Source organism: Nocardia sp. JMUB6875, from assembly GCF_041154655.1.
Lineage (GTDB): Bacteria > Actinomycetota > Actinomycetes > Mycobacteriales > Mycobacteriaceae > Nocardia.
The window spans coordinates 33,821-48,132 of the sequence record NZ_BAAFGR010000015.1; the positions used below are offsets into that span (position 1 = coordinate 33,821).

At 67.6% G+C, this 14,312-nt stretch carries 11 protein-coding genes; 6 read left to right on the top strand and 5 right to left on the bottom strand.

Translation table 11 applies throughout. The features are described 5' to 3' along the window. Positions 1 to 90: 90 nt before the first annotated feature. From ACAM49_RS06240 to ACAM49_RS06260, 5 genes are read left to right on the top strand one after another with little or no spacing between them, the layout of a single operon-like run. The gene (locus tag ACAM49_RS06240; RefSeq protein WP_369634480.1) at positions 91 to 3,066 is read left to right on the top strand and encodes an AAA family ATPase; all 2,976 of its coding nucleotides are present in this window, start codon (positions 91 to 93) and stop codon (positions 3,064 to 3,066) included. Between the two features lie 54 nt (positions 3,067 to 3,120). Next, a complete protein-coding gene (locus tag ACAM49_RS06245; RefSeq protein ID WP_369634481.1) occupies positions 3,121 to 3,501 on the top strand; it encodes a cupin domain-containing protein in 381 nt (126 codons plus the stop codon). 13 nt (positions 3,502 to 3,514) lie between these two features. After that, on the top strand, positions 3,515 to 3,799 hold the full coding sequence (locus tag ACAM49_RS06250) for a hypothetical protein (protein ID WP_369634482.1): 285 nt from the start codon (positions 3,515 to 3,517) through the stop codon (positions 3,797 to 3,799). Next, positions 3,796 to 5,235 (top strand): amidase, encoded by a 1,440-nt coding sequence (locus ACAM49_RS06255; protein WP_369634483.1) that lies wholly within the window; start codon positions 3,796 to 3,798, stop codon positions 5,233 to 5,235. The genes ACAM49_RS06250 and ACAM49_RS06255 overlap by 4 nt, the downstream gene beginning before the upstream one ends. A gap of 38 nt (positions 5,236 to 5,273) precedes the next feature. After that, on the top strand, positions 5,274 to 5,954 hold the full coding sequence (locus tag ACAM49_RS06260) for a PAS and ANTAR domain-containing protein (RefSeq protein ID WP_369634484.1): 681 nt from the start codon (positions 5,274 to 5,276) through the stop codon (positions 5,952 to 5,954). A gap of 17 nt (positions 5,955 to 5,971) precedes the next feature. Here ACAM49_RS06260 and ACAM49_RS06265 read toward each other — a convergent pair whose 3' ends face one another. The 5 genes from ACAM49_RS06265 to ACAM49_RS06285 form a co-directional block, all read right to left on the bottom strand. Further along, entirely contained in the window at positions 5,972 to 6,973 is a 1,002-nt protein-coding gene (locus tag ACAM49_RS06265) for an alpha/beta hydrolase (RefSeq protein ID WP_369634485.1), read from the bottom strand. A 74-nt stretch (positions 6,974 to 7,047) separates the two neighbouring features. After that, positions 7,048 to 7,803: a fumarylacetoacetate hydrolase family protein gene (locus ACAM49_RS06270; protein WP_369634486.1), complete on the bottom strand. Its 756-nt coding sequence runs from the start codon at positions 7,801 to 7,803 to the stop codon at positions 7,048 to 7,050. A 4-nt stretch (positions 7,804 to 7,807) separates the two neighbouring features. Further along, positions 7,808 to 10,723: an FAD-binding and (Fe-S)-binding domain-containing protein gene (locus tag ACAM49_RS06275; protein WP_369634487.1), complete on the bottom strand. Its 2,916-nt coding sequence runs from the start codon at positions 10,721 to 10,723 to the stop codon at positions 7,808 to 7,810. After that, positions 10,720 to 12,054, bottom strand: a complete 1,335-nt coding sequence (locus tag ACAM49_RS06280; RefSeq protein WP_369634488.1) for an MFS transporter — start codon at positions 12,052 to 12,054, stop codon at positions 10,720 to 10,722. The genes ACAM49_RS06275 and ACAM49_RS06280 overlap by 4 nt, the downstream gene beginning before the upstream one ends. Positions 12,055 to 12,106: 52 nt before the next feature. Then, a complete protein-coding gene (locus ACAM49_RS06285) occupies positions 12,107 to 13,273 on the bottom strand; it encodes an alanine--glyoxylate aminotransferase family protein (protein ID WP_369634489.1) in 1,167 nt (388 codons plus the stop codon). Positions 13,274 to 13,365: 92 nt separating this feature from the next. Here ACAM49_RS06285 and ACAM49_RS06290 point away from each other — a divergent pair, with 92 nt between their 5' ends. Next, on the top strand, positions 13,366 to 14,103 hold the full coding sequence (locus tag ACAM49_RS06290) for an IclR family transcriptional regulator (RefSeq protein ID WP_369634490.1): 738 nt from the start codon (positions 13,366 to 13,368) through the stop codon (positions 14,101 to 14,103). The last annotated feature ends 209 nt before the right edge of the window (positions 14,104 to 14,312 follow it).

A 14,312-nucleotide genomic window follows, 5' to 3' on the forward strand; every position in this document is an offset into this window, starting at 1 on the left:
TGACCGGTTTTCCGGTTGAAGATCTTCCGCCGCGCCCCGGACGTACAATTCGGCCAGATTCTCTGCTCGACCCGCTGAGCTGGAGGTGAGTTGTCCGCAACCGCCGCTCCGGGCACGACGGCCACGGTCGTCGCGCGGCTCGAAGCGGTGCGCGGCGGCAACGGCGGGCTGGTCCTGGTGACCGGTGCGGCCGGAATCGGCAAGACCTACCGGGCCCGCGAATGGGCCGAGCTGGCCGAAGCGGCCGGATTCACTGCGGTCTGGGCGGTGGCCCAGCCCGGCGCACCCGCCTACTGGCCGTGGATTCAGGTGTTGCGGGCGCTGTCCGCGTCCCGGGTGCTGCGCGATGTCGACGAAACTCTGGACCCGCGAGCACGATTCGAGCTGTTCGAGCAGGTGACGGTCGAATTGGCGGCCGCCGCGGAGCGGTCCCCGCTGCTGATCGTGCTCGACGATATGCACCGGGCCGATATCGCCTCGGTGCGATTGCTGCACTATCTGGCCGAATCGCTGCGGCGCACCCGGGTGCTCGTCGTGGCGACGCTGCGGCCCGTGCCGGGAGACGACGGCTGGGCCGAAGTGCTCGCCGCCGCCGAGGCGCAGCCCGTGCCGCCGCTGACCGAGACCCGGGTGGCCGAACTGCTCTCGGCCGCGACCGGTGCGTCAGCGGATCATCGTGCCGTGCAACGCATTCTGCTTCGCACCGGAGGCAATGCCTTCTTCGTCCGAGAGCTCGTCGGGTTGGTCGCCCACGATCCACGTGCCCTGGAGCAACTCCCCGAGACGGTCCGCGCGGTGGTCGCGGCGCGCGTCGCCGACCGGTCGGCGGCCTGCCGCCAACTCCTGGCGGTGGCATCGGTGCTCGGCACATCCTCGCCGCTGCGGCGCGTGCTCGAGGTCCTCGCCGAGCCCCCGGCCGAGATTGGCGACCTGCTCGACGAAGCCGCCGCCGCGGGCCTGCTCGCCCTGGTCGAGGGCGAGACGGTGCGCTTCGTCCACGAGATCGTGCGCGATGCGGTGTACGGGAATCTGCCGACCGCGCATCGCCAGTACTGGCACGCCGAGGTGGCCGCGCGCATGTCCGCCGAGCCGCATCCCGAACCGGTCGCCATCGCCGAGCACTGGCGTCGCGCCGGACCCGAGCATGCCGCCGAGGCCGGGCGATGGTGGCAACGCGCCGGGGAGCAACGACTGGCCGCCCTCGCGTACGAGGATGCCGCGCAATGCTTCGACCGGGCGCTGGAATCCGCCGCCGACACCGGCACCTGCCAATTGCGCCTGGGCGACGCCTGTCTGGCCACCGGAGACGTCGAGCGCGCCCGGGCGGCCTACCTGGCGGCCGTGGCCACCGGACGCCGCGACGGCCATGCGGATCTGGTCGCCGCGGGCGCGCTCGGCCTCGGATCCGGTCCGGCCGGATTCGAAGTGGCACTCCATGACCGGGAACAGATCTCCGCGCTCGAGGACGCTCTCGCCCTGCTGCCCGCGGAATCCGGTGCGACCCGCGCGACGGTATTGGCCAGATTGTCTGTGGCGCTGACATATTCGAGCGACGGCGCGCGGCGTGCCGAGCTGGCCGAGTCGGCCCTGCGGACCGCGCGAGAAGCTGATGATGAAGCCGCACTCGCCGCGGCACTGGCAGCCCGATGCGATATCCGTTCGAGCCCTGAGCATGTGGCCGAACGCCTGGCCGACACCGAGCGCATCATCGACATTGCCCGGCGTCAGCGCGACGCGTCCCTGGAGCTGGTCGGCCGCCGCATGCGCATCGTGGCCCGCCTGGAGCTCGGCGATATGGCCGGATTCGGCGAGGACGCAAGACAATTCGAGATTCTCGCCCGGTCCCTGCGGCAGCCGCTCTACCTCTGGTACGGCCCCTTGTGGCGGGCGATGACCGCCTTGGCCGCGGGCCGGTTCCCCGCCTGCGCCGAGGCACTCGCGGAAGCCGCGCGCCTGGGCGAGATCGCGGGCAGCGCCAACGCCTTCGTACTGACCTCGACCCTGCGCTGGTGCCTGGCCGCCGACACTTCCGACCGCGCCGAACTCCTCGAGCTCGGCCGCCTTCTCGACGACATCGACGCGGTCTGGGTGTCGTTCACCAAGGCACTGGTCCACGCGCAACTGGGCGATATCGGCGACGCCCGGACCCAGCTCGATATCGCGGCACGCGAACGCGAAGCGCTGCCCCGAGACGGCAACTGGCTCGCCACCGTCGCCCAGGTCGCCGAAACACTGGGCATCGTCGGCCCGCATCCCATCGCCGAATGGGTCTACGAACAGCTACTCCCCCACGCGGGACTGTTCGTCGTGGAGGGCATCGGTGCGGCCCTGCGCGGATCCGTCGAGCGGCATCTGGGTCTGGCGGCCGCGGCACTGGGCCGAAACGATCTCGCCGCAGCGCATTTCGACCGGGCCTTGGCCGCGAACCGCAGGCTGGGAGCGCCGCTGCTGGTGGACAAGACGCTCGCCGACGCCCGGCGCTCACCCGGCAGCCCGCTGACCACCACGGACGCGCACTTCACACGCACGGGTGAGCTGTGGGAGTTCACCTTCGGCGGGCGTGCCGCGACCGTCCGCGACTGCAAAGGGCTGCACGACATCGCGCGATTGCTCTCGCGCCCCGGAGTCCCGATACCGGCGCTCGACCTGGTCGCCATGCCCGGCCGTACCGACGGCCAGTCCGAAACCCTTTACGAGCCAGGTGATCTCGGCGAACTGATCGACGACCGGGCGCGCCGCGACTACCGCCGCCGACTCACCGAACTGGAAGCCGAGGCCGACGCCGCGGACGCGGCCGGAGACACCGAGCGCTCGGCTCGCATCGCCACCGAACGCGAGGCCCTGGTGGCACAACTCAGCGCCGCCTTCGGACTCGGCGGCCGCCCCCGCCGCACCGGCAGCCCCGTCGAACGCGCCCGGACCACGGTCACCGCCCGCATCCGCGACGCCATCCGCCGCGTCACCGCGGTCCACCCCGAACTCGGCCGCCACCTGCGGCTCTCGATCAAAACCGGCACGGTCTGCAGCTACGAACCCGACGGTGAGATCCGCTGGCTCACATCGTGAGGCCGTTTCTCACGCCTCCCGAGTAGTACCCGCTACTCACCGAGGAGGCATCCGATGCCGCGCACCACTAAATCCGAAGCGCCCATCGCGGTCGACGAGGACGTCATCGAGGCCCGCTACGTCGAACTCGACGGCTACACCGTCGGATTCGAGACCTTCAAGCAGGATTTCGATCCCGCCCCGCTGTTCGCCGGGCTGCCCGGCGACCGCTGCCAGTGCGCGCACTGGGGCGTCGTGGTCAGCGGCCGCCTCGTGTTGCGCTACGCCGACCACGAGGAGACCTTCACCGCCGGCGACGCGTATTACGCCGCGCCCGGCCATCTTCCGCTGGTCTTCGCCGGTTCTGAGGTCATCGAGTTCAGCCCGACCGACGCGTTCGGGCAGACCATGAGCGTGCTGGAGCGGAACATGCAATCCGCAGCCGCCGGATCGTGACGGGAGACGGATCATGTATCTCGCGGCCTACCATTTCGACGGCGATCCGAGCGAGCTCGTCGCCGCCTATCACCGGCTGATGGCAGATTTTCCGGAGGAATCGATCCTGCTGCACGCGGCCGTCCGCCGCGCCGACGGTCTCACCGTCTTTGACGCCTGCCCCGATATCGAGACCTTCCGAGCCTTCAGTGCCGGTCCCGAATTCCGTGAAACACTCACCGCCGCAGGGCTTCCCGCGCCACGCATCGAGCCGCTGGGTGAGGTCGAATCGAGTCGTGTCCGGGAGGTGACGATATGAGCACCCCGGTCGTCCACGACCCGCTCGCCGCCCTGGACGCCACCGCGCAGGCCGCGCTCGTCCGGTCCGGCGAGATCGGGCCCGAGGAGCTGGTGCGTTCGGCGATCGACCGCATCGAACGACTGAATCCGACGCTGAACGCCGTGGTCGACACCTGCTACGAACAGGCGTTGGCCGCGGCGGCCACGGCGAGCGGCCCGTTCGCGGGCGTGCCGTACCTGGTGAAGGATCTCGTCGCCGAAATGGCGGGCAGCCCGCTGACCGAAGGCTCGCGGTATCTGCGCGGGCACGTGTCAGCACTGGATTCGGCGTTGGTCACCCGGCTGCGGGCGGCCGGATTGGCGATCGTGGGGCGCTCGAACGCACCCGAGTTCGGAATGACCCCGACGGTCGAGTCCGAACTGCACGGCCCCTGCCGAAACCCTTGGGACATCACGAGATCCACCAGCGGATCCAGCGGCGGTTCGGCCGCCGCGGTGGCCGCCGGACTGGTACCGATGGCACACGGGAACGACCTCGGCGGTTCCCTGCGCTACCCCGCCTCGGCGTGCGGCGTGTTCGGATTCAAACCCACCCGGGCGCGAGTCTCGCTGGCTCCGCTGTACGGGGACGTGATCAACGGCTTGGCCGTCGAACACGCGATCACCCGCTCGGTGCGCGACAGCGCCGCGCTGCTCGACGCCACCGCGGGCGCGGAGCCCGGCGACCCGTACCTCGCACCCGCTCCGACCCGCCTCTTCGCCGAGGAGGTCCGCATCGACCCCGGCCGCCTGCGCATCGCGTACACCCCGCGCACCGCCGACGGCACACCCGGCCATCCCGATTGCGTGGCCGCACTGAATGACGCTGTGGCGCTACTGGTCTCGCTCGGCCACGAGGTGGTCGAAGCCGATCTGCCCGGGCTCGACGACCAGATCGGCGCGGCCATCGGCACCATGTATCAGGCGGCGGTCGCCTGGATCGTCGCGCACTGGACCCGCCGCCTCGGGCACGCACCCGCCGACGGCGAACTGGAACCGCTCACCGCCGCGTTCTGGGCTGGCGGACAAGCGGTTTCGGCGGCCCAGTACCTGCTGGCCATGGAGGACCTGCAACGCTTCGCCCGGCTTGTGGCCGCATTCCTCGGACCATACGATGCCTGGCTCACCCCCACCCTCTCGACTCCGCCGCTGCCGCTCGGTGAGATCACCTCGACCCCGGACGAACCCATGCGCGCACTGCAGAACGGCGGCCGCACAGTCGGATACCCGGGCGTCGTCGCCAACATCACCGGCAACCCCGCCATGTCGATACCGCTCTGGTGGAACCCCGACGGCCTCCCGATCGGCGTCCACTTCCTCGGCCGCTACGCCGACGAGGCCACCCTGTTCCGTCTCGCCGCCCAGCTCGAAACCGCCCGGCCCTGGTCGAGCCGCGTCCCGCCCGTCAGCGCGTAAAACCACGGTCCCGTCGATGTCCAGGCCATACTGTGCGGATGGTGTCACCTCAGGAATTCTCGGCCGTGCCGTCCTCGTTCCCGCCGCCCGGCGGGCAGTCGGCGCAGCCGGCGGCCGGGAGCTTCCGGTTCTGGTTCGCGAGCCAACGCTGGGAGTGGTCGCCCGAGGTCTATTCGATGCACGGCTATCAGCCCGGCGAGGTCGAACCCACCACCGACCTGCTGCTCGCGCACAAACACCCCGATGATCGCGAACATGTCGCGGAGACCATCGCCCGCTCGGTGCACGAGGGCAAGCCGTTCTCGAGCCGGCACCGCTTCATCGACACCCTGGGCAAAGAACACCAGGTGATCGTGGTCGCCGACCGGATCGCCGACAGTTCGGGAAAACCGGTCGGCACGGCGGGCTTCTATATCGACCTCTCCGACACCCTCGCCGAGGCCGAACGCGAAGCCCTGGACCAGCGATTGCCGGAGCTCGTCGAGGCCCGCGCCGTCATCGAACAGGCCAAGGCCGTGCTGATGCGCATCTACGGCATCAGCGCCGAACAGGCGTTCAAGATCCTGGTCTGGCGTTCCCAGGAGACCAATATCAAACTGCGGGTGCTGGCCGCCCAGTTGATCGCCGAACTACCCACGCTCCCGCCGCCGTCACCCGCCATCGTGTCCGCCTTCGACCATCTCCTGCTGACGCTGCATCACCGTATTCCCGAACTCTGAGTGCCGAGCGATGGCGCTCAGGCGCCGATGGATGCGGCCATGATGGGCCAGAATTCGTGGAGATCGTCCTGCCAGTAGCCCCAGGAGTGTGTGCCCGGGTGTGAGCGGTAGATGGCGGGGATGCCGAGAGACGACAGCCGCGCCGCCAGCCGACGCGTGCACTGACTGGTCGCGGCCTCGATCGCGCCGCCCTCGATGATCTGGTTCAGCAGGGTCTGTGTGTTGCCGTCGACTCGGTAGTCGCCGAGATTGTCGTGGCTGCCGGGAATCCCGGTGCCGCTGGAGAGATAGATCGTGTGACCGCGCAGCAGGTCCGCGTGCAGTAGCGGGTCGTTGTCGGCCCAGGCGGGGCTGTTCAGTGGGCCCCACATGTTTTCGATATCGCCGCCGCCGTGCACGTGGGTGACCAGATAGACATAGGCCTGCCCGAGTGGGGTGCTGGTCTCGGCGCACCCGCTGAAGGCCCCGACCGTCTCGTACAACTGCGGGGCGGCTTCGGCGAGGGCGAGCGCCGCGGTGCTCGACATCGACAGTCCGACAAGGGCATTGCGGCCGGACGACTTCAGCACCGCGTCCATGATGGGCGGCAGCTCGGCGGTCAGGTACGTGCGCCATTTATTGCGGCCGAGGACGGGATCGTCACGCTGCCAATCGGTGTAATAGGTCGAGCCGCCGCCTTTGGGAATGACCACGGTGACACCGGTGGCCGGGGCGAAGTCCCGCAGGTCGGTCATCTGCGGCCAATCGACCTCCTCGCCGGCGAGGACCGCGCCGATGAGCAGGTACGCCGTCGGGCGGCCCGCACTACCGCCGTCGGGCACCAGGACATCCTGTTCGATGACCCGGTCCATGGCCGCCGAATAGACGAATACCGCGAGTTCGTTCGGGCCGCGCTGTTCGATGTGATCGAGATAGGCGCAGTCGCCCTGCGCATTCGAGACGGCCATGGGGACCAGCGCGAAGAGGACGGCCAGGACTACCGTGTGAACCGTATTCCGCAGCGTACGAGAATGTCTCATCGGCCCGGCAACCTTTGTATCGGCATATTCGGTTGCTTCTCAGGTTAGGAAGTTCAGCACCCTTGCGTCGTGGGTCACGGTATTGATTCGGTCACGGTATTGCGCAGGGTGCCGATTTCGGAGATCTCGACTTCGGCAGTGTCGCCGGGGACCAATGCACCGACTCCGGCGGGACTGCCGGTGAGCAGGAGGTCGCCGGGCCGCAGTGTGATCCATCGGGTCACGTAAGCAAGTAGCTCCGGGACTCCAAAAATCATGTCCGAAGTCGATTCCGATTGCACCACACGGCCTTCGACGCTGGTAGTGATGCGCAGGTCCGACGGGTCGTCGATATCGGTCTCGATCCATGGGCCGAGTGGGCAGAAGGTATCGGCGCTTTTGGCGCGCGCCCACTGACCGTCGGCTCGCCAATCGTGGGCGGTGACATCATTGGCGCAGGTATAGCCGAGGATGAAATCTGCTGCCCGCGTCGCCGGAATCTGCCGGGCGGTGCGCCCGATGACCACGGCCAGCTCGCCCTCGTACTCGAGCCGCCGTAGCTCGACCGGCCGCCGGATCTGGGTGTCGGGGCCGGTGATCGCGTTGGGCGCCTTGAGAAACAGGGACGGATGCTGCGGTAGTGCCCGTCCCTGCGCGACGAGGTGCCCGGAGTAGTTGCTGCCCGCGCACACGATGGTGGCGGGTTCGCACGGCGCGAGCAGTTTCAGCTCCGGCAATCGCGCCACCACCGCGCCGGGCTCCGCTGCGCCCCAGGGGAACTCGTGCACCTGATCGCCCTGGAGGACACCGCGACCAACCCTTCCGTCGAGCGCGTATCGAACGATCCGCATCCTGTTACCTGTTCTCCGCCAGTGCTTCTCGCACCAGCTCGACCGGATGCCACGCGGTCCTTCCTGCACCGTGGAAGATCTGCTGCCGGCACGAGACTCCGGTCGCGGCGACAATGGTGTCGTCCGGTTCGGCGGCCAGGGCCGGGAACAGCCGGTCCCCACCTACCGTCAAAGATGTCTCGTAGTGCTCGGATTCGAAGCCGAAGGACCCGGCCATCCCACAGCACCCGGAATCGATCTCCTCGACCACGGCACCCGGGATCCGCCGCAGCAGCGCCATGGTGGCGGCGGTGCCGACCTCCGCCTTCTGATGGCAGTGCCCGTGGAACACGATCCGCCGACCGGCGAATCGCGAATCCTCGCGCAGCCGCAGACGTCCCGAATCGATGGCCTCGACCAGCAGTTCCTCCACCTGCCGCACGCGAGCGGCGACCGCGCGCACCGATTCCTGATACGGGAGCAGCGCACGATGCTCGTCACGGAGCATGAACACGCACGACGGCTCACAGCCCACGATCGGCGATCCCGGAATCGTCGTGGCGGTGAGCGAATCGACCAGTGCCGCGGCCTTTTTCTTGGCATCGTCGAGCAGGCCCTTGGACATGCTCGAACGTCCACAGCAGCCCCCGCTCGCCAGCTCCACCTGCCAGCCTGCGCGTTCCAGCAGTTCGATCGCCGCATGCCCGATATGCGGTTCGGTGAAGGTGGTGAACGAATCGGCCAGCCAGTTCACCGTTCCCATGGGCGCGGGCGTGGCGGCCACCTCGCGCCGACCGAACCATCGAATCAGGTTGGTGCGCTGGAACACCGGCAGCGGACGGGCGGCCGTGATGCCGAGTGTGCGGTCGAGCAGCAGTCGGAGCGGCCGAATCCGGCCCGGGAGGTTCGACACCGGCGCGGTCGCCGACCCGAGCCGATTGAGTGCCCGGATCGACCCGAAGATCCGTGAGCGCAGCGGTGTCCCGTGGATCTCGTGATGATGCGCGAGCGTCTCCGCCTTGAGCGAGGCCATATCCACGCTCATCGGGCATTCGGTCTTGCACGCCTTGCACATCAGGCACAGATCGAGGATCTCGTGCAGTCGCTCATCACCGAGCGCGGCGTGCGGATCGGGTTCCGACAGTGCCTTGACCAGCGCGTTGGCCCGGCCCCGGGTGGCGTGCTCCTCGTTCTTGGTCGCGATGTAGGACGGGCACATGACGCCGGGCCCGGCCTTGCGGCACAGGCCGATATTCATGCACCGATCCGCCGCGCCCCGCATGCCGCCGACGACCTCGAATCGCAGCTTGGTCGTGATCGGCGGCGCGGGCGGCAGCGCGTCGCGGTCGCGCAGGTTGTCGGTCATGGGCGGCGCGTCCACGATCTTGCCCGGATTCAGGATGCCGCCGGGGTCGAAGAGCCGCTTGACCTTTCGCATCACCTCGTACAGCTCGTCGCCGAAGATCTCACGGTTGAACTCGCTGCGTGCCAGCCCGTCCCCGTGCTCGCTGGAGTTGACCCCGCCGTACTCGGCGACGAGATCCTTCACCGCCTCGGCCACCGCCCGCATCCGCACCACCTGCTCGGGGTCGGTGAGATCCACGAACGGGCGGATGTGCAGGCAGCCGACCGAGCAGTGCCCATAGAAGCCCGCGTCCATGTGGTGCTCGTCGAGAATCTCCTTGAACCGCTTGGTGTATTCGGCGAGATGCACCGGGTCGACCGCCGTGTCCTCCACGAACGCCAGCGGCCGTCGCGTGCCCTGCCCGGCCGCCATGAGCAGTCCGAGGCTGGACTTGCGGACCTTGAGCAGCGCCTTCTGATCGGCGGGCGTGACCGCGCGCAGCGTGTGATAGCCGTGCCCGTTCTTGCGCCAGAGTGCTTCCAGCTCATCGAGTTTCGCGATCAGTGCCGCCTCGTCGTCGCCGCTGAAGGAGACGAACAGTAGCGCACCCGGATCCCCGACCAGGATGGTGCCCAGGTCCGCGTACTCGATCTTCTGGCGTGAGAGCTCGAGGATCGTGCGATCCATCAGCTCCACTTGATGGGGGTCGCAACTGAGCGCGTCAGTGGTGGCCGCGATCGCGCCGGGAGTGTCATCGAAATGCCCGACCGCATAGACGGTATGCGCGGGCTTGGGCACCAGATCCACCAGCGCGTGGGTCGCGATCACCAGTGTGCCCTCGGCCCCGACCACGAACTTGGCCAGATCGAACGGCGTGCCGTGCCCGAATCCAACCAGGCGATCGAGCCGATATCCGCCCGCGCGCCGCCAGAACAGCGGCATCCCGGATCGAATGGCCTGCTCATTGGCGATGACCAGCTCGGGGAGCTCCCGATAGATCCGGCCCTCCAGCGTGTCCGCCATGGCCCGCAGCTGCCGCTCGGTCTCCTCGACCGGCTCCAGCCGCGCCCGTGACCCGTCGGCGAGCACCACATCCAAGGCCCGGACGTGATCGATGGTCATGCCGTAGGTCAGCGAACCGCTTCCGGCGGAATTGTTTCCGATCATCCCGCCGATGGTGGCGCGATTGCTGGTCGAGGTGTCGGGCCCGAACATCAGCCCGTGCGCGGCCGCGGCCCGATTGAGCTGGTCCTGCACCACACCCACCTCGACCAGGGCGGTCCGGCTCTCGGCGTCGATGATGAGCCGATTCATGTGTCGTGACATGTCCAGCACGAGGCCGGGTCCCACGGTTTGACCCGCGAGGCTGGTCCCGGCGCCGCGGGCCACGATCGGCACGCCGTGCTCGGCGGCCACTCGCACCGCGGCCGCGACATCCTCGGCGTGCCGTGGAAAGGCAACGCCCAGCGGGGTGATCGCGTACATGCTGGCATCGCGGGAGAACAAGTGCCGGCTGTAATCGTCGAAGGCGACCTCACCGTCCATGACGGCGCGCAATGCCTGCTCGAATATCGTCGCCTGCTCGAGTGTCGTCATTGAAATTCCTTGTTGTCCAGGGTCAGCGGCTCTCTGGGCGCCGGCGCGGTCGCGGGGACACCCTGTGTCGCGGCTCGCAGGTGCTTGCGCAGGGTGAGCACCAGCAGCGCCGCGATCCCGAACACGACCCCGAAGAACACCTGTGTGAGTGCGTATCCCCCGCCGCTGAGGTCACTGAGCCAGCCGCCGATATACGGTCCGAAGAAGCTCCCCAGATTCCCGACCCCATTGATCAACCCCATGCCCGCGCCGGCCGCGGCGACCGGCGTGAGTTTGGTGACCGTCGCCCAGAACGGCCCGTACCAGGCGATGGAGGCCGCGGTGCCGAAGATCATGGCCAGCAGCACGATCCACTTCTGTTCCGCCGAAACGAAACTCGCGCCCGCCAGGATCAAGGCTGCCGCACCGAGCACCACCGACATGTGCGCGATGTGCCCGCCCCGGCGATCGGCGGAGCGGCCGACCAGGATGATGGCCGCACCCGCCGCGAGCTGCGGCAGGATCGCCACCAGGCCCACCTTCATATCGGTGTGGAAGGCCTTCTTCAGCACGCTCGGCATCCAGAGCGTCAGCCCGAGCAGGCCCATCTGGGTCATGGTGTAGATGAGCGCGAACCGCCACACGATCCGAGAACTGAAGGCCGCCTTGAATGTTCCCTTCGGCTGCAGCTGCTCGCCCTCCTGCATGCGCGCGTTCTCGATGTACTCCCGCTCGGCCTGGGACAGCCAGCCCGCCTTGGCCGGGGTGTCACGCACGATGGCCAGCCAGGCGATGAGACCGACGATCAGTGGCGCGCCGCCCTGGATGATGAACATCCATCGCCAGTCCATGTAGGTGAGGATGACGCCGGAGAACGGTGCTGCGACGATGGCCGCTATCGGGGTGTAGAGCTTGAAAATCGCGAAGGCCCGGCTTCTTTCGGCGAACGGGAACCAGGAGCGAATGGTGGTCATCAACGCGGGCTGCACACCGCCCTCGGCGACCCCGAGAAGAAAACGAGCGAGCAGCAACTGCCCTACCGAATGCGTCAGGCCCGAAGCCATGGCCGCCACACTCCAAAGGACCATGAGAATGGCGATCCACTGCCGGGCGCTCCAGCGCTCGGCCATATAGCCGCCGGGAATCTGTAGGAGCAGATATCCCCAGAAGAAGATGCCGCTGGCCAATCCCTGCTGCGCACCGGTGAGGTGCATATCCGTTTTCAGGTGCGGCAGCGCGAAACTGATATTGGTGCGGTCGATGTAACAGATGACGTAGATGAAGACGACGACCGGCAGAATATAGGTCCATCGCTTCATGTGGGACAGTCGCCGGACAGGGGAAGTCCGCATGACGACTACCTCCTCGGAGTCGAGAAAGAAAAGAATTGGTGCGAACGGGAATTCACTCCCCGCGTAGCACCTCGAGGGCGTCCTGCAGACCACCCGGATCGACGCTGACGCCAGCCAATTCCAGGCCCATCTGCACCCCGGCCAGGGTTCCGGCCAGCGTGAGATCATTGAGATCGCCCAGATGTCCGATCCGGAACACCCGACCCGCCAGCTTGCCGAGCCCGGTACCCAGCGACATGTCGAAGCGGTCCAGGATGATTCGCCGCACCTTGTCGGCATCGTGCGCACCGCCGACCAGGACGGCGGTCAGGGAACTGGAGTATTCGCGCTCATCGGCGCACAGCACCTCCAGTCCCCAGCCGCGCACGGCGGCCCGGGTGGCGGCGGCATGGCGATCGTGACGCGCGAAAACGTTGGCCAGGCCTTCCTCTTCGAGCATCAGGCAGGCTTCACGCAGGCCGTAGAGCAGGTTCGTGGCCGGGGTATAGGGGTAGAAGCCCTGCTCGTTGGCATCGAGGATGGCCGACCACTCGAAGTAGGAGCGCGGCAGTTTCGCCGTGCGGGAGGCGGCGAGCGCCTTCTCACTGACGGCATTGAAGCCGAGGCCCGGCGGCAGCATCAGCCCCTTCTGCGAGCAGCCGACGGTCACGTCGACACCCCAGGCCTCGTGCCGGTATTCGATGGAGCCGAGGGAGGAAATCGTGTCGACCAGCAGCAGGGCGGGATGGTCGGCCTCGTCGATGGCCGCGCGGATCTCCGGAATCCGACTGGTGACGCCGGTCGAGGTCTCGTTGTGCACCACCATGACCGCCGAAATGCGGTGCGCGGTATCGGCGGACAGGATCTCGGCGACGGCGGCCGGATCCGCACCGTGCCGCCAATCCCCCTGCACGAATTCCACCTCGAGTCCCAGTCGTTCGGCCATCTCCCGCCACAGGGTGGCGAAATGGCCGGTCTCGAAGCCGAGTACGCGATCGCCGGGCGACAACGTATTCACCAGCGCCGCTTCCCAAGCGGCGGTGCCGGAGGACGGATAAATGATCACCGGCCCGGTGGTTCCGAACACCGGCCGTAGTCGCTGCAGCAAATCTTTTGCGAGATCGGCGAATTCAGGCCCGCGATGATCAATGGTCGGTTGTGCGATGGCCCGCAGTATCCGATCGGGGACATTGGTGGGGCCGGGAATTTGCAGGAAATGGCGTCCACTATGGGCTGTCATAGCGGGAACTTCCGTCCTGTGCCGTGATATGGCACACTGTGCCGTGAAAAGGTGCAGCAAGGGTAGGGATGCGTGATGAAGGAGTCAATACCTTGCGAAATGTCTTGAACACCTTGCGAGTTCTCGAGGAAGTAGCCGCGCGTCAGCCCATCGGAGTGGGCGAGCTGGCCCGAGTCCTCGACCTGCCCAAGAGCACGGTGCAGCGCGCCCTCGTCACCCTCGACACCGCCGGCTGGATCCGCCCGGCGGCCGGGGAGGTCACCCGCTGGGTCATCACGACGAAAGCGCTTGCGGTGGGCGGCAGTGCGGGCGGCGACCGGGGCCTGCGCGGCACCGCCCTCCCGATCCTGGAGGATCTGCGTCGCCACACCGGCGAGACCGTCCACTTGACGATCCCGGAAAACGGCAAGATGGTCCTCATCGAACGCCTGGAGACCGACAAACCGGTCCGCACCTCCATGGCCCTGGGGCACGCCCTCCCTATGCACGCCTCCGCCAACGGCAAAGCGGTCCTGGCCTTCTCGCCTGCCGAAGCCCTCCGGCCGCTGCTCCGCGACGACCTTCCCCGCTACACCGACACCACCATCACCGACCCTGAAGAACTCCGCGCCGAGCTGAATCGCATTCGAGCCCAAGGCTTTGCGGTCAACCGCGGCGAATGGCGCTCGGACGTAGGCGCCGTAGCCGCAGCGGTCCTCACTTCCGATGGACACCCGATCGCGAGCCTCAGTGTCAACCTCCCCATTGCCCGGCTTACTTCGGACTCCGAACCGACCTTCGGTGCGGCCGTAACAGCCGCCGCGACAACCCTTTCCGCCCGGCTTATCTGACCCATGATCAAGTCTGAAAGACGTTGTATCACAATGGAATTCGGCTTCCTTGGTGATCGTTTGAGGCGTAGAATTAGCACATGGGTTCGAAAGGGGAGATACTCGAGGACTGCGGACTGACCGAACTGGAAGCCGCGGTACGCAACTGCACCGACCGCGTGCAGTACGGCGACCTGACCTCACTGTCCGGCGACGACGTGGTGGCGGTG

Excerpts from the sequence above, each read along its gene's own strand:
- ACAM49_RS06270 (WP_369634486.1), bottom strand. The coding sequence starts at position 7,803 with ATGCGGATCGTTCGATACGCGCTCGACGGAAGGGTTGGTCGCGGTGTC.
- ACAM49_RS06245 (WP_369634481.1), top strand. The coding sequence starts at position 3,121 with ATGCCGCGCACCACTAAATCCGAAGCGCCCATCGCGGTCGACGAGGAC.
- ACAM49_RS06285 (WP_369634489.1), bottom strand. The coding sequence starts at position 13,273 with ATGACAGCCCATAGTGGACGCCATTTCCTGCAAATTCCCGGCCCCACC.
- ACAM49_RS06280 (WP_369634488.1), bottom strand. The coding sequence starts at position 12,054 with ATGCGGACTTCCCCTGTCCGGCGACTGTCCCACATGAAGCGATGGACC.
- ACAM49_RS06250 (WP_369634482.1), top strand. The coding sequence starts at position 3,515 with ATGTATCTCGCGGCCTACCATTTCGACGGCGATCCGAGCGAGCTCGTC.
- ACAM49_RS06265 (WP_369634485.1), bottom strand. The coding sequence starts at position 6,973 with ATGAGACATTCTCGTACGCTGCGGAATACGGTTCACACGGTAGTCCTG.
- ACAM49_RS06260 (WP_369634484.1), top strand. The coding sequence starts at position 5,274 with ATGGTGTCACCTCAGGAATTCTCGGCCGTGCCGTCCTCGTTCCCGCCG.
- ACAM49_RS06255 (WP_369634483.1), top strand. The coding sequence starts at position 3,796 with ATGAGCACCCCGGTCGTCCACGACCCGCTCGCCGCCCTGGACGCCACC.
- ACAM49_RS06275 (WP_369634487.1), bottom strand. The coding sequence starts at position 10,723 with ATGACGACACTCGAGCAGGCGACGATATTCGAGCAGGCATTGCGCGCC.